The following is a 19,179-nucleotide window of genomic DNA, read 5'->3' as shown; positions in this document are numbered from 1 at the left end:
GTCAGTACACGGTCAGAACGCCGGCAGCACCGCGCCCTTGTACTTGGTCTCGATGAAGGCCTTCACCTGCGGACTGGTCAGGGCCTTGGCCAGTTTCTGCACACGGGCGTCGTCCTTGTTGTCCGGGCGCGCGACCAGGAAGTTCACGTAGGGCGAATCCTTGCTCTCGATCGCCAGAGCGTCCTTGGTCGGGTTGAGGCCGGCATCCAGCGCGTAGTTGGTGTTGATCAGTGCCAGGTCCACCTGGTCCAGCACGCGCGGCAGCATCGCCGAGTCGAGTTCGCGGAACTTCAGGTTCTTCGGGTTGGCGGTGATGTCACGCAGGGTCGACAGCGCGTTGGCCGGATCCTTCAGCTCGATCACGCCGGCCTTGTGCAGCAGGATCAGCGCGCGGCTGTTGTTGCTCGGGTCGTTCGGGATCACCACATCTGCGCCTTCGCGCAGCTCGGCCAGCGACTTGACCTTGCGCGAATAGGCGCCGAACGGCTCGATGTGCACGCCGATCACCTTCACCAGATCGGTCTTGCGATCGCGGTTGTAGGCATCCAGGTACGGCTCGGTCTGGAAGTAGTTGGCGTCCACCTGCTTCTGCACCAGCTGGTCGTTGGGCTGCACGTAGTCATTGAACACGCGCACGTCCAGGTCCACGCCTTCCTGCTTGAGGATCGGCTTGACCACCTCGAGGATCTCGGCATGCGGCACGGCCGTGGCGGCCACCACCAGCTTCTGCGAGGGCTCGCCGGACGTGCCGCAGGCGGTCAGGGCCAGCGCAGCGGCGAGCAGGGGCAGCAACAGGGTCTTCTTCATGGGCGGAAGGGTTCTCGGGGGGAATGTCAGGAGTTGTCGTAGTTGCTCAGGGCGAGCTCAAGCAGCGCCTTGGCCTGCTCGCGCAGCATGATCGGCTCGATGATCTCGGCATCCGAACCATAGTGCAGCACGTCCATCAGCAGCTCGCGCGAGACGCTGTACGGCACCTTCAGTTCGTAGCGGCCATCGGCCAGGAAGCGGCCCTGCTGCTTGGAATGCCAGTGCTCGTCGGCCACCCAGCGCGCGGCCTTGGCGCTGAACAGGATGGTCGCCCAGCCCTTCGGCGCACCCGAAAAAATGCCATAGCTGGCGCCGAGCTGCTCGTCCAGCTCGCTGTCGGCGACATCGCGGGCGGTGCTGTCGATCACCCGTGCCTTGTGGATGCGGTCCACGGCGAAACTGCGCAGCGCCTCGCGGTCATGGTCCCAGGCATCCAGGTACCAGTTGTCGCGATAATGGGTCAGGCGCTGCGGCGAGACGGTACGCTTGGTCGGCTCGTCGGTGGAACGGGCACGGTACTCGAACGCCAGCTGGCGGCGCTCCAGCACGGCCGATGCGACGCTGCGGAAGCTGCCTTCGTCAAACTTGCGGCCACGGTGCGGAATCACCCGCACGCGGTCCACCGGCCAGCTGGACACGCCCGCCTGGGCCGCCAGCAGGCTCTCGATGCGCTGCTGCAGCGGCGCCAGCACCGAAGACAGCACGCCACCGCCGGTGCGCGCCAGCAGGTGTTGCGAAGCCAGCAGGGCATGCAGCTCCTCCGAGCTGAGCCATAGGCCAGGCAGTTCGAAGCGGTCGCTCTCGTCGGCCTGGTAACGGAAGCCTGCTTCGCCGTCGCCCTCGATCGGTGCCATCAGCGCATCGCGCAGGAAGGCCAGGTCGCGGTAGACGGTGGCACGGGAACAACCGAGCTTGTCCTGCAGGGTCGCCACCGTCACCGGATAGCGTGCGGACTTGAGCAGACGATGCAGGGCGGTGATGCGTTCGTATCGGTCCATGCCCCCGATTATGTCCGAGTCGCGGGTCTTGTGTGGGACGTTTGGGCTATCGTGGTCGCCCCCACCCCATGGAATGCCCGATGCGCCGGTTGTCTGCCCTGTCCCTGCTGGCCTGCCTGCTGCTGGCCGCCTGCGATCGCGCGCCGGCGCCGGCGGGCACCGAGGCCCCGGTACCCGCCGCCGATCCGGCACAGGCGGTGCTGGGCGCCAGCCAGCGTTTCGCCGCCCTGCGCAGCTTCCACGCCGAACTGGAAGTGCTGGGCGCGCCGCAGCGGGTACGCAGCGCCATGGACTTCGTTGCACCCGACCGTTTCCGGGTGGAGACCCCGGCCGGGCCGCAGACCATCATCGGCGACACCCTGTTCCTGCAGGCCGACGGTGCGATCCGCCAGGTGCCGGCCCCGCCCGGCCTGCTCGAGCAGTGGCGCAACCCGCTGCCGGCCGACCCCCTGCCCGCCGACCTGAAGGCCGAAGATCTCGGCAGCCAGGCGCTGGACGGGGTCGAGACCCGTCACTACCGGCTGCGCGGAAACCAGCCCGGCGAACGCCTGGAGTACTGGGTGGATGCCCAGGGCCTGCCACGCCAGATCGTGCGCAGCGGCAGCAGCAATGGCCGCAGTTTCCAGCTGCGGCTGCGCTATTCGCGCTTCAACGACCCGGCGTTGCGCGTCGATCTGCCCTGAATGGGCGGTCGCGGCAACGTCTGCTGAAGCGGGCGTTTGGATCGATTCGGACCGCCATCACGCTTCCAGTATCATCACCGGCTGTCAACCGCTTCGGAGTAGTCCCGATGTTCCTGCGCGTGTCCCTGCTGATCCCCCTGCTGCTGTGCGCGCCGCTCGCGTACGCACAGGATGCCTCCGAACTGGCGGCGATGTCCTCGCCGTGGAGCGGCAGTGGCGGCGAGCTCGGCTTCGCTTCGGCACGCGGCAACAGCAGCACCGAGAGCTTCAACGGCCGCCTGCGCCTTCGCTACACCGACGGCGACTGGGTTCACAGCATGGACCTGGCCGGCCTGCGCTCCAGCTCCAAGGTGACCGAGACCCGCGATGACGGCACCACCACCCGCCGCAACAACACCACGGCCAATCGCTACACCGGCAGTGCCGGCAGCGCGCTGCAGCTGGGCGAGCACCGCCAGCTGACCGCCACGGTGCGTACCGAGCGCGATGACTTCGCCACCTACGACCGCCAGAGCTCGTTCGGCCTGGGTTACGGCACCCGCCTGTGGAACACCGAGCGCTTCTCGTTCGACGCGCAGATCGGTCCCGGTGTGCGCCGCACCCACAGCACCGAGGACGACCGCACCCGCACCGGCATGATCGGCCGTGGCCTGTTCGACATGAAGTACTCGCTGACCGACAACACCGATCTGGTGAACACGCTGCTGGTCGAGTCCGGTTCGTACAACACCTTCGGCCAGAACGACTTCGGCGTGTCGGTGAGCATGAACGAGCACCTGGCGCTGAAGGCCGGTTGGCAGGCGCGTTACAACAGCGACGTCGCTGTCGACAAGCGCAAGACCGATACGCTGACCACGATGAACGTGGTCTACAAGTTCAAATAAGCAGAACGGGCGCCTACGGCGCCCGTTCTGCTTTCGGCAGTACCGGCCGCTGGCCGGCAACTGCATTCAATCGGGGCACGAGGTTGCCGGCCAGCGGCCGGCACTACCTGCGATGGTTCAGACGTTCAGCAGTTCGCCGGCACCGGCATCCAGCAGCATGTTCGCCACGCGCTGGCCCAGCGCTTCCGGGGCATTGGCCGGGCCCACCGCCTCGGCACGCACCGCACGGCCATCGCTGGCGCTGCCAACCAGCCCCTGCAGGTGCAGGTCGTCGCCCTGCCACTGCGCGATGGCCGCCACCGGCACATGGCAGCTGCCATGCAGCGCACGGTTCATTGCCCGCTCGGCTTCCACGCAGGCACGGGTAGCCGCGTCATCAAGCTGGCCGAACAGCGCCCTCAGGTGCGCATTGCCGCCATCGCACTCCACCGCCACCGCGCCCTGCGCCGGGGCCGGCAACCACTGCGGCGGCTGCAGGCGCGCGACGATGCGCTCACCCAGGCCCAGACGCTCCAGGCCGGCCACGGCCAGCACGATGGCGTCGTAGCCACCATTGTCGAGCTTGGCCAGGCGGGTGTTGACGTTGCCGCGCAGGTCCAGCAGTTCCAGGTCCGGGCGCAGCGCGCGCAGCTGCGCCTGGCGACGCAGCGACGAGGTCCCGACCCGCGCACCGATCGGCAGCGCGTCCAGCGAGGCGTACAGGTTGGACACGAAGCCATCGGCCGGATCGTGTCGGGGCAGGATTGCCGGCAGCGCGAAGGGCTCGTCCAGTTCCATCGGCACGTCCTTCAAAGAATGCACGGCGCAGTCGGCCTCACCGCGCAGCATGGCCAGCTCCAGTTCCTTCAGGAACAGGCCCTTGCCACCGATCGCGGCCAGCGAGCGGTCGAGCACCTCGTCACCGCGGGTGCTCATCGGCACCAGTTCCACATGCAGGCCGGGATGGGCCTGGCGCAGGCGGTCGGCGACGTGTTCGCTCTGCCAGAGGGCGAGCGGGCTCTTGCGGGTGGCGATGCGGACGGTTTCCATCCGGTCATTATCGCGCCTCCGGCGCGGATACGGCCAACTGCGGAGCCCCTCGTGGCTGGCTGGGGGTATGGTTGAAGCAACAGCCGTGCTGGGCCGGGCGGGATGGACTGCGCAGGGGCCGCTGCAAGTACGTCCATGTAAGCTCGGTCGCCGCATCCATGCGGCTCACGCCCCTGCGCAGCCCACCCCGCCCGGCCTCTGACAGTTTCCGTGTGCGCCAGCCACGGAAGATCAAAAGAAAGCAGAGCAACAGCGGGTCGCTTCGCTCTAAGTCGAGCATGGCTCGACTCTACATTTCTCTACCCCTCCGATAACAACAATACCTTTGCCGTCCGACGCTGAAATCTGTCGAAGGCGGAACGGTGTGGGCATGCAGGGGTGTGAGCCGCATGGATGCGGCGACCAAGCCCCAATGGATGGGTTCACGGCGTCCCCTGCATGTCCACACCGTTCCGCCACACCCGCCGCAATACAGAGCCGACCAAGTTGCTGTTGCTGTTGACCTGAAAGCAGTCGCGGCCGCAGGCCGCGCGGACCACTCACAGATGCCGCAGTTCCTGCTTCAGCGTCGCCACGCAGCGGCGGCTGACTTCCAGCGGTTGCTTGCCATGGCGCAGCATCGCCTGCACTTGGCCGCCCGTGCCACGACGCAGCTCCACCAGCTCATGGCGTGCCACCAGGCAGTTGCGATGGATGCGGATGAAGCGGCTGGCGAACTCCTCTTCCAGCGACTTCAGTGACTCTTCGATCAAGTCTTCTCCACGTGCGTGGTGCACCACCACGTACTTCTCTTCGGCCTGCAGGTAGTGGATGTCGTCCAGCGGAATCAGGCGCAGGCTGCCGCGCAGGCGTGCGCACAGCATGCTCCGTGCCTGTTGCCCACGATGGTCCTGCGGCTGGCCATCACGGCCGGCCAGGAACGTGCGTGCGCGTGCAATCGCCGCCGCCAGGCGTTCGGCGCGCACTGGTTTCATCAGATAGTCGATCGCCGCAGCCTCGAACGCCGACAGCGCATGCGCATCGTAGGCGGTGCAGAACACCACCGCCGGCCGGGGTTCGAAGCTGGCCAGATGACGGGCCGCTTCCAGGCCATCCAGCCCGGGCATGGCGATATCCAGAAGGACCAGGTCCGGCTGCAGCTCCGCGCACGCGTGCAGGGCCTGCTCGCCGTTACCGGCCTCGGCCACCACGACCACGCCGTCCTGCGCGGCCAACAGGCTGCGCAGGCGCTCGCGCGCCAGCGGTTCGTCATCGGCGATGACTACCCTCACGATCGCTCCCTCACTGGATCGGCACTGTCACCTGGCAGGCATAGTAGCCCTCGCTCCAGCCAGCCGTCATCCGCGCGGCGCTGCCGAAACGCCAGGCCAGCCGATGGCCGATGCTGTGCTGGGCATGGCCGGCACCGCGCGCCAGGGCCAGTCCGGGCGCCTGCGGGTCGGGCGCCGGGTTGCGCACGCAGATCTGCAGCTCGTTGCCCTCGCGCACCAGCTGCAGCTCGATGGTGCCGCCCTCGGGCAGCCGCGAGATGCCATGCAGCACGGCGTTCTCCACCAGCGGCTGCAGTACCAGGCGAGGCAGGGGAAGATTCCAGGGCAGCGGCTCATCGCGCTGCCAGCGCACCTGCAGACGCTCGCCCAGGCGCAGTGATTCAATCGACAGGTAGCGCTCGGCCAGCTCGCATTCGTCACGCAGGGTGGAATCGCCCTCGCCCGCGCCTAGGGCAGCACGGAACAGATCGGACAGGTCCAGCACCGCACGCTCGGCCACCGCCGGATCGCGATGCAGCAGGCTGGCGATCAGGTTCATGCTGTTGAACAGAAAATGGGGGCGGATCCGCGCCTGCAGCGCATCGGCCTGTGCGCGTGCGTTGGCCTGCACCTGCGCGGCCCAGCGGTCACTCACGTAGAAATAGCGCAGGGCCAGCGCGGTGATCAGCGCGGTGGTGGCCGCGCTGCCCAGCGTGAAGCGCCAGAAGCTGATGCCGCGGGCGAAGTTGTCGCCCAGCACCGCGTACAGCGCATGCACGATGCCGGCGCAGACCACGGCGATCAGTGTCGCCAGTGCGATGGCCGCCACAGCCCCAAGCACCTGCGGCAGCCTCGACAGCGCCTGCCGCAGCAGGCACAGGCTGGCGGTCACCGCCAGCGCAAGCCACAACGCGAAGCCGCTGGCCGACAGCAGTTCGCCGAAGGTCCAGTGACGGCTACCGTCGGGCGCCAGCGCCAGTACCACCACCACCAGCTCGGCCAGGCCGAGCATCGCCGCCAGCCGCGGCAGGCGGCACAGTTCCGGCATCCACGGCGGGGCGCTGGCCGGTGACATGGCTCAGGCAGCGCCCAGGCGTTCCTGCAACCAGTCACCCAGCGCCTGGATTTCTTCGGCGCAGACCTGGTGGGCCATCGGATAGCTGTGCCACTCCACCTCCAGGCCCATCGCCTGCAGGGCCTGCGCGCTGTGTACGGCCACCGCCTGCGGAATCACCGGGTCGTTGCTGCCATGGGCCATGAACACCGGCACCTGCACCGCACCGTCAGCGCGCTTGGCGCTCTCGGCCTCGGGCAGGTAGGTGGACAGTGCAATCAGTCCGGCCAGTGGCGCCGTGCGTGACAGTGCGGCGGTCAGGATGATCGCGCCACCCTGCGAGAAACCGGCCAGGAAGATCTTCTCCGGAGCGATGCCGCGCTCGATCTCACGCGCGATCAGCGCATCCAGCTGCAGTACCGAGTCCTGCACGCCAGCCATGTCGGCGCGCGAGCGGAAATCCATGCCGACGATGTCGTACCAGCCGCGCATCGGCACGCCGTTGTTGATCGTGATCGGCCGCACCGGCGCATGCGGGAACACGAAGCGCAGCGCTGGCCAGTGCGGACGCACCAGCTCCGGCACGATCGGCGCGAAGTCGTGACCGTCGGCGCCAAGGCCGTGCAGCCAGATCACCGACCACTGCGGCGAGGCGCCGGTTTCCTGTTCCACCGTTTGCAGCATGATGTGGCTCCTTCAAGTTCGAGCCGCATTATGCCGCTGCCGCGGGGCGATCAGTACAGCGGCGGTTGTTCGGCCGCTTCCCGGCGCAGCTGTGCAGCGCGTACCAGCACCGGCGGCGGGATGTTCTCTTCGGGGATATCGAGCAGGCCAAGCCGATGCAGGAAGGCGCCCGGCCCGCGCGATGACGTCAGCGCCACCACCGGGACCGCCAGCACCATGCCGATCACCACCGGCGCCATCCACGCGGCCAGCGACGGCGATACGGCCCAGGCCAGCACGCCCATGAAGGCACCGAATACGCCGAGGCCGCCATAGCCGCGGATCAGCGCCAGCCACGAGATACCACCGTCGTCACGCTGCTGCGCGTCCCAGCCGGAATCGCGCCCGGACAGCACTTCGGCGACGCCGCGCGACTGCACGTACATCACCACCGGCGCCATCAGCGCGGCCAGTACGGTTTCCACCAGCATCGAAACGAACGCGCGGATCGCGCCACCACAGCCACGACGGTCGACCGGCTCCAGAAGCATTGCCAGGTACCCCAGCACCTTGGGCAGCAGCAGCACGGCCATGGTGGCAGCGAACAGGCGAACCACCTGTTCTTCGTCCTGTGCGCGCCAGTAAACGCTGGGCGACAGGTGCAGCAGGGCGTTGAAATCAATGCCTTCCTGGAACAATGGAATGGCGATGCCGATCAGCATCAGCATCGCCCACATCGGCGCGGTGAAGTAATGGCCGATGCCGATCAGCATGTGCGTGCGGCTGATCCAGTGCAGGCCACGGCTGCCGACCACCTTGCCGTGTTGCAGGTTGCCCTGGCACCAGCGGCGGTCGCGCACCAGCAGGTCAGTCAGTGTCGGAGGGCCTTCCTCGTAGCTGCCACCCAGGTAGGGCACCATGTGCGCGGCCCAGCCACCACGCCGCATCAGCGCCGCTTCGACGAAGTCATGGCTGAGCACATGGCCGCCGAACGGCTTGCGTCCTGGTAGCGCTGGCAGGCCTGCGTGGTCTGCGAAGGCGCGGGTGCGGATGATGGCATTGTGGCCCCAATAGTTGCTCTCGGCGCCATGCCACCAGGCCACGCCACGCGCAATCACCGGCCCGTACACGCGGCCACCGAACTGCTGCATGCGCGCGAACAGGGTACGGCCACCGATGACCGACGGCAGGGTCTGGATCAGGCCGACGTCGGCGTTGTGTTCCATGCCGGCCACCAGGCGCACGATGCTGTCGCCGGTCATCAGGCTGTCGGCGTCCAGGATCAGCATCTGCGGGTAGGCGCCGCCGAAGCGGCGCACCCAGTCGGCGATGTTGCCGGCCTTGCGCCCGCTGTTGTCGCCACGGCGGCGGTAGAACAGCCGCACCCGGCCATCAGGTACACGCTCGCGCAGTTCGGCAAACACCTGTTCCTCGGCACCGGCGATGTCCTCGCGGCGGGTGTCGCTGAGCACGAAGAAGTCGAAGCGGTCGAGCTGGCCGGTGGCCGCCACCGACTCGTAGATCGCCTGCAGGCCCGCCAGCAGGCGGCGCGGGTCTTCGTTGTAGGTTGGCATCAGCAGCGCGGTGCGGCTGTGTACCGTAGGCAGCGGCTTGTCCGGATCGATGCCCAGCCGGTAACCCCGGTCGAACACCGCCGTCAGGAAGCCGGCCACGGCACTGGCGAACGACAGCGCAATCCAGGCGAACAGGCCGACGAACAGCACCAGCAGGCAGGCTTCAAGCACGCTGATGCCATTGGCCGACAGCACCCGCCACATCATCCGGGTAGCGATGGCGGTCATCGCCAGCGTGCCGCCGAAGATGTAGAACCGGCGCAGGCCGATCAGCCGCGGCGAGGTGCGGTGGCGTCGAACCTTCAGATGGCCCTCGCGCAGGGTCTGCTCGGGCATCTGCAACGGCGATTCCACCGGCAGCAGCGCCCAGCCGGCATCAAGCCGGGGCGTATCCGCTTCCGCATGGATGGTCTGCACCCCCATTGCCGCCTACTCCGCGCGGTCGGCACGGCCGGCCATCCCGGCCGGGCTGCATGCACCAAGGTTCCCGGCGCGCTTTCCCGGCGCCCGCACTTGTCCTGGCTGCGTCGGCCTCACGCCGCGCAGTCGCTGTCTGTCACTACCGGAACCCACACGATCTCCAACGGGGCGGAATCGAAAATGCGGCCCAGTCTAGGGCGCCGGATGTAAGCCGGGTGCGAAGGCCTACGCCGGGATTTATCCCCATTCAGCAAACAGCAGGCGAGTCTGGCAGCCAGGTATCGGATGTCACCTCGTCGCCTCCTGTACTGGATCGTAACAAATGCGAACGGTTATCATTTCATGAACCAGGCAGGTTGCCGTCGTCCGCACGGTCAAAACCCACCCAGCTGCGCCGGTTCCAGCCCCGGCGCCGTACGACCCATGGAAGGGAGCTGCCCGCTGTCTGCGTGCGCCTGCTGCCTCCACCGGGTCTCCCTCCTCCGATGGAAGCCATCATGCCCCTGTCCCGTTCCCGTCCCGCGCGCCCGCCGCGCACCCGCTTGGCCAGCGCCCTGGCCGCCGCCTGCCTGCTTGGCCTGCCCGGCATGGCTGCCGCAGAGGCCAGCGCCGATGCCTCCACCACGAATCTGGATACCGTGGTGGTTACCGCCGCGGGCAACCAGCAATGGATCAAGGATGCGCCGGCCAGCATCAGCGTAATCAGCCGCGAGGACATCGAACGTCAGCCGGTGCACGACCTGGCCACCCTGCTCAGCCGTGTGCCGGGCGTGACCGGTGGCCTCAGCGCGGTCGGCGAGCAGTCCAAGATCAAGCTGCGCGGCATGCCGTCCAACTACACGCTGGTGCTGGTGGACGGCAAGCGCATGGGCAGCTCGGCGTCGACCAACTACCGCCCCGACCTCGGCCGTCAGGATCTGAACTGGATCTCGCCGGAGCAGATCGAACGCATCGAAGTGGTGCGCGGGCCGATGTCGTCGCTGTATGGCTCCGATGCCATGGGCGGGGTGATCAACATCATCACCAAGCGCATCGGTGATGACTGGAGCGGCAGCGCCACCCACAGCTACACCCGCCCCGCTGACGGCAAGCGCGGCGATACCCAGCAGATCGGCGGAACGTTCTCCGGCCCGCTCGGCGAGCGCTTTGGCCTGCGCATCGGCGCCAACAGCATGCGCCGCGATTCGGACCGCTCCAACGGCGGTGTCTACGGCAATGCCTATGCGGGCGAGAAGGACCGCAATGTCGACGCGCTGCTGCAGTGGAACCTGAGCGACGCACAGGCGCTGTCGCTGGAAGCCGGCCATGGCGTGCAGCAGGCCTTCATCGATGCGTCGCTGGAAAAGCGGGATGAAAGCGCGTGGGGTGCCAGCGAGCTCAAGCGCAGCTCGCTGGCGCTCAACCACGATGGCAAGTGGAGCTTCGGCAATTCGAAGATCAGTGCGTACTGGACCGAGTACAGGAACGACATCGGTGCTACCGGCCGTTCCGAAGCAACAGATACGATCATCGAGGGCAACCTGACCACGCCGTTCACCCTCGGCGTTGAACACCAGTTTGCCGTGGGCGGCCAGTGGAAGCGCCAGGAACTGACCAACACCGATACCATCGGCCGCGCGCCGATCGACTATGCCGGCAATGCCGTCAGCGGTTCCGATCTGGAAGTGGATACCTGGGCCCTGTTCGTAGAAGACGAACTGAAGCTGCACCGCACCCTGGCACTGACCCTGGGCGCGCGCCTGGACCACCATGAGAAGTTCGGTGGCCACGTCAGCCCGCGCGCCTACCTGGTCTGGCATCCGGCCGAGCAATGGACCATCCGCGGTGGCGTTTCCAAGGGCTTCCGCGCGCCCAGCCTGACCGAGAACTCGCCCAGCGCCGCCACCCAGTCCGGGGGCCGTGGCTGCACCTCGCTGATCCCGCTGGGCTATACCCGCGGCGGCTGCTACATGGCCGGAAACCCGGACCTGGACCCGGAAACCAGCACCAACCGCGAGATCGGCATCAGCTTTGACAACGACCTGGTCGATGCCGGCCTGACCTACTTCCACACCGACTTCAGGAACAAGATCGAGTACGCACCGCTGGGCAGGTTCAACGGCATCTGGTGGACACGGATGAGCAACGTGCAGCGCGCACGCACCAGCGGCATGGAAGGCAACCTCAATTTCCGCTTCGGCGAGCACTGGCGCTGGCGCACCTCGGCAACCTGGATGAAGGAAGCCAGGAACCTGACTACCGGCCGCAACCTGATCGATACGCCGGAATTCTCCGGCTATTCGTCGCTGGACTGGACGCCCAACACGGTGTTTTCCAGCAGCCTGTCGGCGCAGTACACCGGCAGGCAGACCGGCACGGCGACGACCTTCCTCAAGGCCTACACGCTGTATGACCTGACCACAGCGCTTAACGTCAACGAGGTGCTGACCCTGCGCGGTGGCATCAGCAACCTGGCCGACAAGACGCTATATGCCGAAGGATCCACCGACTACTTCGTCGCTGGGCGCAGCTACTTCCTCAGCATGACCGCACGGTTCTGAGCCCCGCGCGCGCCATGATCGCGCTGGCGTGATGCCAGCGCGATCAACGGTGGCGGATTACTCGCTTTCCAGCGCGGCCGGCGCCGCGTCCCGCGTGGCGGTCGTGCGCGCACGGTCCATCGCCACCGCCAGTTGCTGGCGCGCGAGCAGTTGTTGTGCCTGCACCACTTCAGGTGTCGGCAGGAGCACCGGCCCCGGTGCGTTTTCCGGTGTAGCAGCTGTGGTCATGCAACCTCCATGGACATCCCGCCGCCGCCGGGGTCAACCGCGGCGGCAGCGGAACTGCGCACCCTAACCTAAAAACAAGGCGGGCGGGTGACGGTGCGGCGCCGGGCCGCACCGTCGGAACAAGGCAGGCGTCACATTTTTGACGGCACCGCTTGGATCCTGAATAGGACTTGTCCTATCATGAAAACGTTTTCTCACAGGGATGTTTCCCCAATGAATACCACTGACCTGTCCCAGTTCAGCCCGAAGTGGCAGTTCCGCTTCAACTTCTTCCGCCAGCACGGCGCCCCCAAGAACCCCGGCTTCAAGCAGGCCTGGAAGGCGCTGTCCTTTGGTGACCGCCTGAAGATCAACCTGAACTTCTTCGCGCTGTTCTTCGGCGCCATCTACCTGCTGATCCTTGGCATGTGGCGCAAGGCACTGGTGGTGATCGGCATCAACATCGTGCTGGCCATCATCACCATGTTCCTTCCCGACGTTGTCGGGCGCATGCTGTTCATCGCCATGAACCTGCTGGTCGCCTCCAGCACCAACTACAGCTACTACCTGGAGAAGGTGGAAGGGCGCACCAGCTGGAACCCGTTTGAAGGCATGTTCTGAGCCATCAGACCTGCGCAGGGATGCGCGGCAAGGATGCAAGCGACGCCCGGCCCCCGCCGGGCGTCTTCGTTTTCTGGCTCAGGCCGCGCGGCGTGCCGCGGCCATCGGCCCGGCCTGCAGGCGGAAGCGCGACACCGCCACCGCCAGCTGCTCGGCCTGTTCCTCCATCGCGCGGGCTGCTGCACTGGCTTCCTCCACCAGTGCAGCATTCTGCTGGGTGGTTTCGTCCATCTGCACCACGGTCTGGTTGACCTGCTCGATGCCGGCCGACTGTTCGCGCGAGGCGGCCGAGATCTCGGCCATGATCTCATTGACGCGGCCGACCTGACCGACGATGTCCTGCATGGTGCGTCCGGCACCGTGCACCAGCTGCGCACCGGCTCCGACCTGTGCCACCGAAGCGTCGATCAGCTCCTTGATCTCCTTGGCGGCACCCGCTGAGCGCTGCGCCAGCGCACGGACTTCGCTGGCGACCACGGCGAAGCCACGGCCCTGCTCGCCGGCGCGCGCGGCTTCCACCGCCGCGTTCAATGCCAGGATGTTGGTCTGGAACGCAATGCCATCGATCACCGAGATGATCTCGGCGATGCGCTGCGACGAGGCTTCGATCTGCTGCATCGTCTGCACCACCTGGCTGACCACCTCGCCCCCTTCGCTGGCCACGCCCGCTGCGGAACCGGCCAGCATGTTGGCCTGCAGCGCGTGGTCGGCATTCTGGCGCACGGTGGAGGTCAGTTCCTCCATCGACGCGGCGGTTTCTTCCAGGTTGGCGGCCTGCTGTTCGGTGCGGCGCGACAGGTCGCTGTTGCCGGCCGCGATCTCGCCAGCGGCCAGGCGGATGCTGGCCGCCGACTGCTGGATCTGTCCGACGATCTGAGTCAGCTGCTGCACGGTGCTGTTGGCATCGTCGCGCATCACCGCGAACACCCCGTGGAACTCACCCTGCATGCGCGCAGTGAGGTCGCCGGCGGCGATCGCGCGCAGCAGCGTAGACAGTGCAGCCAGGTTGTGGTCGCTGACCTGCATCATTGTGTTCAGGGTCTCCACCATGCGGCGGAAATCATGCTCGAAGCGCAGCGCATCACCACGCACGGCGAAATCGCCGGCAGCGGCGGCGGCGGCCAGCTGCTGGATCTGCTCGTTGATCGCGGCCAGGTTGCCCTTGGTGGTTGCCATCGCGGCGGTGAATGCCGCCTTCTCGCCCGGCAGCGCTTCCATGTCCACGCTGAGGTCGCCCACGGCGTAGCGCTGCATCACCTCGACCAGGCGCTGGGTGACCGCATTGCTGGAGGCCACCAGCTGGTTGCTGTCGGCCACCATGCGGCCGTACTCGCCCGGGAACGCCGCAGCATCCATGCGGTAGCTGAGTTCCCCGGCATCGTGGCGGCGCGCCATTTCGGCCTGCGCAGCCATCACTGACTGCAACTGCCCACGCATGCCCTGCATCGCGTCCAGCAGGCGCCCCACTTCGTCGTTGCTGCGCGCCGGCAGCGTGCTGTCCAGCTTGCCGGCCGCGACATCACCGGCCACGCGCACCGCTTCGGCCAACGGGCGGATCGCCAGGCGGCGCAGCAGTACATGGACACCGGCGCTGAGGCTCAGCGCGGCGATCACGCCGACCAGCAGGGTCAGCCACAGCAGCTGGCGTGCCTCAGCCACGATCACCGCGTGCGGCATCACCACGCCCAGGGCAAAACGCTGCGGCGCATCGCCGACCCGCAGCGGTACATACACCCGCACATTGCCGGCCGCATCCGGAGTGAAGGCCTCGAACGGACGGTCGGCGGCAATGTCGGCCAGCATGCTGCGGGTCTGCGCGTCGCTGCGCGGCTTGCCGATCTCGGCGGCATTGGCCGAGGCCAGCACCACACCCTTCGGCGACAGCAGTTCGACACGACCGGCCCCCATCGGCTTCAGCGTGGCCAGGTGCTTCTGCAACGCCGCCAGCGAGAAGTCCACGGTGAACACGCCCAGGAATCTGCCGTTCTCGATGATCGGCGTGCTCAGGGTGCTCATGAGCACCTTCTGGCCGGCGATGTCATAGGCGTAGGGTTCGCTGACCTTGGGCAGCTTGTCACGGCTGGGCCCCATGTACCAGTCGCCTGATCCGCTGGCGGTCTCGGTGTAATCGGTCATCACCGACTGCTGCGGCTTGCCGTCCTGCCAGGCCCAGTAGCTCATGTAACGGCCGGTGGCATCGTGTGCTTCGGTATTGACGAACTCCGCATCCTTGCCGTCGAAGGCATCGGCCTCCCACATGGTGCTCTTGCCGAGCCATTGCGGATGAGCACGCAGCTGTTCGCCGAGCACCGCCGCCAGGCTGGCGCGGTCGGGCACGTCGCCACGGGCACGCTGGGCCAGCACGCTTTCAACCATGGCATCGTTGCTGGCAAAGGCGGTGCCCAGATCAGCCGCCACCTGGCGCGCCTCGGCGTTGGCCTCGCTGGTCATGGTCTGGCGCGAGGCGCTGATCAGACTGGCGCTGGCCTGCCGGTAGATCAGGAACGCGGTCAGGCCGAAGCACAGCAGCGCGATCACAGCGGTGCCCAGCATCAGCTTGTGGGCGATGCTGCCCGGGCGATGGGCAGTGGCGGAGCGGGAAGAGGGCATGGGAGGGTCCGCAAGGCAATTCAGGACGACCGGCGTCACGAGGACACCGCGCAGGCGCGCGATCCGTCGCGCAGGCCACCGGCCGCCGGGCCGCGCCCGGTGCACGAGGCACACCGGATTTAGCGGCCGGCCGCCATCGAGATTGAGGCCAGCGGCCTGCACATTCCTGAACCTGCTCAGGGTGGGCTCGGTGCCCCGCCCCCTGCGACCATCTCATTCGGCGACCCGATCCTTGATCCACTCCGCCCTTGGCAGCACCTCGATGCTGCCGGCGGCGTACTGCTGCAGCACGTCGTCCGGGCCGAAGCGCGGCTGCCAGCCCAGCACGCTGCGCAGGCGGGCACTGTCGTAGACGCGATCGATGCTCAACGGCAGCGGCCAGCCCCGTCGTTCGAACTCGGCCAGCAGCTGTGGCGCGCGGCGTGCCAGCACGCTGCGCGGGTGGGTGGCCAGCTCCAGGCAATCCTCACGCCGGAACGGCGTCGGAGCGCACGCGATGTAACGCGCGAAAGCGGCGCCTTCGTCCAGCAGCAGTGCAGCATGCGCGCTGGCTACATCACGTGCGTCGATACCGCGGTGCAGGCGGAACATCGCCATGCGTTCGGGCGGCTCGGGGAAGCAGCGGGCCATGCGCAGCACGCGCACGCTGAAGGCCGGCGCCGCAGCGGCTTCGGCCAGTGCTTCGGCCTGCAGCTTGGTGCGGTGGTAGATCGTGCGCGGCAACGGCTCGGTGTCTTCATCGATCCAACGGCAGCCACCGGCGACCACGGCGTGGCCGTACAGCGCGGTTGTACTGGTCAGCACGAATCGCCGCGCCCCGGCTTCGCGTGCGGCCTGCAGCAGGTGCGCGGTCGCCTCCACGTTGATCTGGTGGAACACCCCGTCCGGCACCAGGCCGACATGGGGGGCGTGCAGGGCGGCGGTATGGATCACGGCGTCAACGCCCTGCACCGCCCGTGCGACAGCCTGGTGATCAGTGACATCGGCAATGATGCGGGTGGTGGCGAATGGGCTGCGATCCAGCCCCACCACTTCGTGGGAGGCCGCCAATGCGCCGAAGATCGCGCGCCCGATCCGCCCGGAACTGCCGGTCAGCAGAATCTTCATTGAGTCCATTCACTCGAAGCGCCCGGGAACTACCGGGATGCTTCGATTCTAGGCACGCTGCATGTCGTCTGCGATAGGGCGCAATTGCAATTGTGCGTTCATTCCCGCGAGGCCGATCGGGCCAGCAGCTGCCGCGCGACGAACAGCGGATCGTCACCGCCTGCCGCGTCGGGCGTGACACCGGTGCGTTCCCAGTTGGTTCCGGTATGTAGATTGATCGGCTGCCGATCGGGAATGCTGATCTGATAGCCATCCGGCAGCAGCACAGGATCATCGACCATGTGTGCAGCGCCGCCGCTGCGCGTGCCGACAATGCGTGCACGGCCCAGCGCCTGCAGCGAGTAGGCGACGAACTCGGCAGCCGACGCGGTGCGGCGATCGATCAGCACGACCAGCGGCTTCAGGTAAGTGGGCAGGCTTGCCGGCGGCAGTGGTGCCAGCGTGCGCCGCCCGCGCTGGTCCAACTGCTGCACCGCGTCGATCTTCGCGTCCAACAGCGTGCGCACCAGCAGGTCGGCACTGCCGTCATCCCCGCCGCCGTTCTGGCGCAGATCCAGCACCAGGCCATCGGTGTCGGCCAGCAGCTCGAGGGCGGCGGCGAGTTTCGGCCGGGCCAGATCCAGCGGATAGAATGTACTCAGCCGCAGGTAACCGATGTTGCCCTCCAGCACCCGTACCTCGCGCACGCCAGCGCCATTGCTGCGCGCATCCGCGCGCCATGCCATCAGCCAGTCGTCCTGGCCGGCCGTTGCGTCCACGCGCTCTACATGGAAGTGGCCATCGAACGTGTCCAGGTCCTGGTTCAGGCGTGCGCTGAAAGCCTTCGGATCCGAGCAGCTGTCCACATAGCGCTGCTGGGTGGACCAGCCGCGCACGGCTTCGGCAATGCGTGCGCCTTCGGCCGCATCCAGGTACTGCGCCTCTATCGCCGTGGCCGCTGCCTGCAGCACGGCGTCCTGCGCCGGGCAGGCGGCCGCCAGCAACGCGCCAAGCATCCACGAAACCGCCATGATCGCCTCCGTCGCCTTGATGATATATAAGTGCTTATATATCATTGTCATCATGGATCTCCAACGTGCAACTCTGGGAACGCTGCTGCGTGCCCTGCTCGACCAGCTCGACCCGGCGGTCGAGCAGGCCTACCGGGATCTGCAACTGGACTACCGGCCCCGCTACACCCCGGTGCTGCGCACGCTGATGGTGCAGGGCCCCTGCCGCATCAAGGATCTGGCACTGGCCTGCGGGCTCAGCCACTCCGCGCTCAGCCAGACGGTTTCAGCGATGGTGCGCGACGGCTGGCTGCACGCTGCGGTGGGCGAGGACAGCCGCGAACGCATCCTGCAGTTGAGCCCGCACGCCCTGCAGGCATTGCCGGCGTTGCAGGCGCAGTGGCAGGCGACGGCGCTAGCGGCCAGCAGTCTCGACGCCGATCTTGGACAGTCGTTGGAACAGGTGCTGCGTGAGGCATTGAAGGCGCTGGAGCAACGACCGTTCGCGCAACGCCTGCGCGACGCCCGCCTGCGCTGATGCAGTGCGTCGGCGACACCCCGCGTGTTCGCCGGTGGTGGTGGTCCTGGCATTCGCCTGAATGGCGGACTCATCAACCACGTGCGCATGCCGGGTGAAGACCACGGCGGGGATGGCGACCTCGGCTTAGCACGCACTGGCCAAGCATTGGCGCTGTCGCCGCCCACGGCGCCGCCCATGCAGAAGGATACTTCCCATGACTGAGCAGAATCACCGCTCCAACCGGGGCTTCGCCTCGATGGACCAGGCCAAGCAGCGCGCGATCGCTGCCAAAGGCGGACGTGCGGCGCATGCCTCCGGCAATGCGCATGAGTTCAGCCGCGATGAGGCACGTGCGGCAGGCCGCAAGGGCGGCGAGGCGATCAGCCGTGATCGGCAGCACATGGCCGCGATCGGGCGCGAGGGTGGGCACGCGCGCCACGCCAACGCGCGCCAGCAGCAGCAGCAGCAGCAGCAGATCGAGCATGGTGGAGAGGCCCCACACCGTCAGCAGAAGTGATCATCACGCGGCCAGGCCGTTTCCCGTCCGCGGTGCCATCCTGCAGCCACAAGCTGGGCCGGGATACCGGCCGATCCCATCGCCCAGCCGACGCCGACGGCCGTGCCACTGCGGTACCACGTGAGCATCCGCGGCGCGGCGTGCATCGCGCCCGGTTGCGCGATGAGCGCACGCGCGTGTCCTGCCAGCCCCTGTGATATCGATTGCCACGCAGGGTCGGCCTGCCACGGGGTAGCAGGCGGCGTCGGAACCGTCCTGCTCAGGTGTGCACGAGGATGTTCAACAGCCGCCCGAATGGATCGCGGACAAAGAAGCGGCGCACGCCCCAGGGTTCATCGACCGGCCCATACTCCAGCGCGATGCCGGCCTTACGCATGCGCTCCAGCACCTGCTGCAGGTCGTCCACCTCGATCGACAGGTCCGGCACCGCGGCGCCGGAACCGCCTTCACTGGCAAAGCTGACCTGCGCCAGCGCACTGCCCTGCCCGCCATGGGTGACGATCCAGCCATGGTCCATCACCACGGGCATGCCAAGCAGCTCGCCATAGAAGGCAGCGGCCCGTTCCGGCTCAGCCGTGGCGATGTTGGCGACGACGCGTTTGACGGCCATGGCATGCTTCCGTTGGACAGGGCCCATCCAGACTGCCCGACCTTCCACGGAAACAGAAGAGCCCCGTCAGTGACAGGGCTCCCACACGGCTCAATC

The 19,179-nt window shown here is 67.2% G+C and carries 18 protein-coding genes; 6 read left to right on the top strand and 12 right to left on the bottom strand.

Annotated elements, in window-relative coordinates:
* Window positions 1-12 precede the first annotated feature (12 nt).
* Window positions 13-807: a MetQ/NlpA family ABC transporter substrate-binding protein gene (locus tag N5C25_RS06010; RefSeq protein WP_058978693.1), complete on the bottom strand. Its 795-nt coding sequence runs from the start codon at window positions 805-807 to the stop codon at window positions 13-15.
* Window positions 808-833: 26 nt separating this feature from the next.
* Window positions 834-1,805: a YafY family protein gene (locus N5C25_RS06005; RefSeq protein ID WP_058978695.1), complete on the bottom strand. Its 972-nt coding sequence runs from the start codon at window positions 1,803-1,805 to the stop codon at window positions 834-836.
* 80 nt (window positions 1,806-1,885) lie between these two features.
* Here N5C25_RS06005 and N5C25_RS06000 point away from each other — a divergent pair, with 80 nt between their 5' ends.
* Together N5C25_RS06000 and N5C25_RS05995 are read left to right on the top strand one after the other, a co-directional pair.
* On the top strand, window positions 1,886-2,488 hold the full coding sequence (locus N5C25_RS06000) for a hypothetical protein (RefSeq protein WP_279936606.1): 603 nt from the start codon (window positions 1,886-1,888) through the stop codon (window positions 2,486-2,488).
* A 107-nt stretch (window positions 2,489-2,595) separates the two neighbouring features.
* Complete coding sequence (locus N5C25_RS05995; protein ID WP_019660743.1) at window positions 2,596-3,372, top strand: DUF481 domain-containing protein; 777 nt, start codon at window positions 2,596-2,598, stop codon at window positions 3,370-3,372.
* Window positions 3,373-3,489: 117 nt separating this feature from the next.
* Here N5C25_RS05995 and hemC read toward each other — a convergent pair whose 3' ends face one another.
* From hemC to mdoH, 5 genes are all read right to left on the bottom strand, one after another.
* The gene (hemC, locus tag N5C25_RS05990) at window positions 3,490-4,401 is read right to left on the bottom strand and encodes a hydroxymethylbilane synthase (RefSeq protein WP_058978700.1); all 912 of its coding nucleotides are present in this window, start codon (window positions 4,399-4,401) and stop codon (window positions 3,490-3,492) included.
* Between the two features lie 539 nt (window positions 4,402-4,940).
* Window positions 4,941-5,672 carry a LytTR family DNA-binding domain-containing protein gene (locus N5C25_RS05985; RefSeq protein ID WP_279936605.1) on the bottom strand — a complete coding sequence of 244 codons (732 nt, stop codon included), beginning with the start codon at window positions 5,670-5,672 and terminating at the stop codon, window positions 4,941-4,943.
* A gap of 10 nt (window positions 5,673-5,682) precedes the next feature.
* Window positions 5,683-6,726, bottom strand: coding sequence for a sensor histidine kinase (locus tag N5C25_RS05980; RefSeq protein WP_058978703.1), 1,044 nt, complete (start codon window positions 6,724-6,726; stop codon window positions 5,683-5,685).
* Window positions 6,727-6,729: 3 nt separating this feature from the next.
* Entirely contained in the window at window positions 6,730-7,389 is a 660-nt protein-coding gene (locus N5C25_RS05975) for an alpha/beta hydrolase (RefSeq protein WP_251102863.1), read from the bottom strand.
* A 50-nt stretch (window positions 7,390-7,439) separates the two neighbouring features.
* On the bottom strand, window positions 7,440-9,365 hold the full coding sequence (mdoH, locus tag N5C25_RS05970; RefSeq protein ID WP_058978707.1) for a glucans biosynthesis glucosyltransferase MdoH: 1,926 nt from the start codon (window positions 9,363-9,365) through the stop codon (window positions 7,440-7,442).
* Window positions 9,366-9,859: 494 nt separating this feature from the next.
* Here mdoH and N5C25_RS05965 point away from each other — a divergent pair, with 494 nt between their 5' ends.
* Window positions 9,860-11,902, top strand: a complete 2,043-nt coding sequence (locus tag N5C25_RS05965; protein ID WP_279936604.1) for a TonB-dependent receptor — start codon at window positions 9,860-9,862, stop codon at window positions 11,900-11,902.
* Between the two features lie 57 nt (window positions 11,903-11,959).
* Here the strand turns inward: N5C25_RS05965 and N5C25_RS05960 are convergent, their stop codons facing one another.
* On the bottom strand, window positions 11,960-12,130 hold the full coding sequence (locus N5C25_RS05960; protein WP_186008938.1) for a hypothetical protein: 171 nt from the start codon (window positions 12,128-12,130) through the stop codon (window positions 11,960-11,962).
* A gap of 213 nt (window positions 12,131-12,343) precedes the next feature.
* Between N5C25_RS05960 and N5C25_RS05955 the strand changes: the two genes are divergently transcribed.
* Complete coding sequence (locus N5C25_RS05955) at window positions 12,344-12,730, top strand: DUF2628 domain-containing protein (protein ID WP_019660750.1); 387 nt, start codon at window positions 12,344-12,346, stop codon at window positions 12,728-12,730.
* A 78-nt stretch (window positions 12,731-12,808) separates the two neighbouring features.
* Here the strand turns inward: N5C25_RS05955 and N5C25_RS05950 are convergent, their stop codons facing one another.
* From N5C25_RS05950 to N5C25_RS05940, 3 genes are all read right to left on the bottom strand, one after another.
* Window positions 12,809-15,340: a methyl-accepting chemotaxis protein gene (locus tag N5C25_RS05950; RefSeq protein WP_058978712.1), complete on the bottom strand. Its 2,532-nt coding sequence runs from the start codon at window positions 15,338-15,340 to the stop codon at window positions 12,809-12,811.
* Between the two features lie 213 nt (window positions 15,341-15,553).
* Complete coding sequence (locus N5C25_RS05945) at window positions 15,554-16,447, bottom strand: NAD(P)-dependent oxidoreductase (RefSeq protein WP_019660752.1); 894 nt, start codon at window positions 16,445-16,447, stop codon at window positions 15,554-15,556.
* A gap of 98 nt (window positions 16,448-16,545) precedes the next feature.
* Complete coding sequence (locus N5C25_RS05940; RefSeq protein WP_279936603.1) at window positions 16,546-17,457, bottom strand: S41 family peptidase; 912 nt, start codon at window positions 17,455-17,457, stop codon at window positions 16,546-16,548.
* Between the two features lie 52 nt (window positions 17,458-17,509).
* On the opposite strand from N5C25_RS05940, the gene N5C25_RS05935 reads away from it, so the two are divergent.
* Both N5C25_RS05935 and N5C25_RS05930 read left to right on the top strand, forming a co-directional pair.
* Entirely contained in the window at window positions 17,510-17,974 is a 465-nt protein-coding gene (locus N5C25_RS05935; RefSeq protein ID WP_058979283.1) for a MarR family transcriptional regulator, read from the top strand.
* A 196-nt stretch (window positions 17,975-18,170) separates the two neighbouring features.
* The gene (locus N5C25_RS05930) at window positions 18,171-18,473 is read left to right on the top strand and encodes a KGG domain-containing protein (protein ID WP_180877493.1); all 303 of its coding nucleotides are present in this window, start codon (window positions 18,171-18,173) and stop codon (window positions 18,471-18,473) included.
* 259 nt (window positions 18,474-18,732) lie between these two features.
* Here the strand turns inward: N5C25_RS05930 and N5C25_RS05925 are convergent, their stop codons facing one another.
* Window positions 18,733-19,083, bottom strand: coding sequence for a VOC family protein (locus tag N5C25_RS05925; RefSeq protein WP_058978719.1), 351 nt, complete (start codon window positions 19,081-19,083; stop codon window positions 18,733-18,735).
* Between the last annotated feature and the right edge of the window lie 96 nt (window positions 19,084-19,179).

This window comes from Stenotrophomonas sp. GD03958, from assembly GCF_029839005.1.
Taxonomy (GTDB): Bacteria; Pseudomonadota; Gammaproteobacteria; order Xanthomonadales; family Xanthomonadaceae; genus Stenotrophomonas; species Stenotrophomonas hibiscicola.
Note: the sequence above shows the minus strand (reverse complement) of the source record. Positions and strands in the feature narration are given on the sequence as shown.

Coding starts and splice junctions, on each gene's coding strand:
- N5C25_RS06010 (WP_058978693.1), bottom strand. CDS start 807: ATGAAGAAGACCCTGTTGCTGCCCCTGCTCGCCGCTGCGCTGGCCCTG.
- N5C25_RS06005 (WP_058978695.1), bottom strand. CDS start 1,805: ATGGACCGATACGAACGCATCACCGCCCTGCATCGTCTGCTCAAGTCC.
- N5C25_RS06000 (WP_279936606.1), top strand. CDS start 1,886: ATGCGCCGGTTGTCTGCCCTGTCCCTGCTGGCCTGCCTGCTGCTGGCC.
- N5C25_RS05995 (WP_019660743.1), top strand. CDS start 2,596: ATGTTCCTGCGCGTGTCCCTGCTGATCCCCCTGCTGCTGTGCGCGCCG.
- hemC (WP_058978700.1), bottom strand. CDS start 4,401: ATGGAAACCGTCCGCATCGCCACCCGCAAGAGCCCGCTCGCCCTCTGG.
- N5C25_RS05980 (WP_058978703.1), bottom strand. CDS start 6,726: ATGTCACCGGCCAGCGCCCCGCCGTGGATGCCGGAACTGTGCCGCCTG.
- N5C25_RS05975 (WP_251102863.1), bottom strand. CDS start 7,389: ATGCTGCAAACGGTGGAACAGGAAACCGGCGCCTCGCCGCAGTGGTCG.
- mdoH (WP_058978707.1), bottom strand. CDS start 9,365: ATGGGGGTGCAGACCATCCATGCGGAAGCGGATACGCCCCGGCTTGAT.
- N5C25_RS05965 (WP_279936604.1), top strand. CDS start 9,860: ATGCCCCTGTCCCGTTCCCGTCCCGCGCGCCCGCCGCGCACCCGCTTG.
- N5C25_RS05960 (WP_186008938.1), bottom strand. CDS start 12,130: ATGACCACAGCTGCTACACCGGAAAACGCACCGGGGCCGGTGCTCCTG.
- N5C25_RS05955 (WP_019660750.1), top strand. CDS start 12,344: ATGAATACCACTGACCTGTCCCAGTTCAGCCCGAAGTGGCAGTTCCGC.
- N5C25_RS05950 (WP_058978712.1), bottom strand. CDS start 15,340: ATGCCCTCTTCCCGCTCCGCCACTGCCCATCGCCCGGGCAGCATCGCC.
- N5C25_RS05945 (WP_019660752.1), bottom strand. CDS start 16,447: ATGAAGATTCTGCTGACCGGCAGTTCCGGGCGGATCGGGCGCGCGATC.
- N5C25_RS05940 (WP_279936603.1), bottom strand. CDS start 17,457: ATGGCGGTTTCGTGGATGCTTGGCGCGTTGCTGGCGGCCGCCTGCCCG.
- N5C25_RS05935 (WP_058979283.1), top strand. CDS start 17,510: ATGGATCTCCAACGTGCAACTCTGGGAACGCTGCTGCGTGCCCTGCTC.
- N5C25_RS05930 (WP_180877493.1), top strand. CDS start 18,171: ATGACTGAGCAGAATCACCGCTCCAACCGGGGCTTCGCCTCGATGGAC.
- N5C25_RS05925 (WP_058978719.1), bottom strand. CDS start 19,083: ATGGCCGTCAAACGCGTCGTCGCCAACATCGCCACGGCTGAGCCGGAA.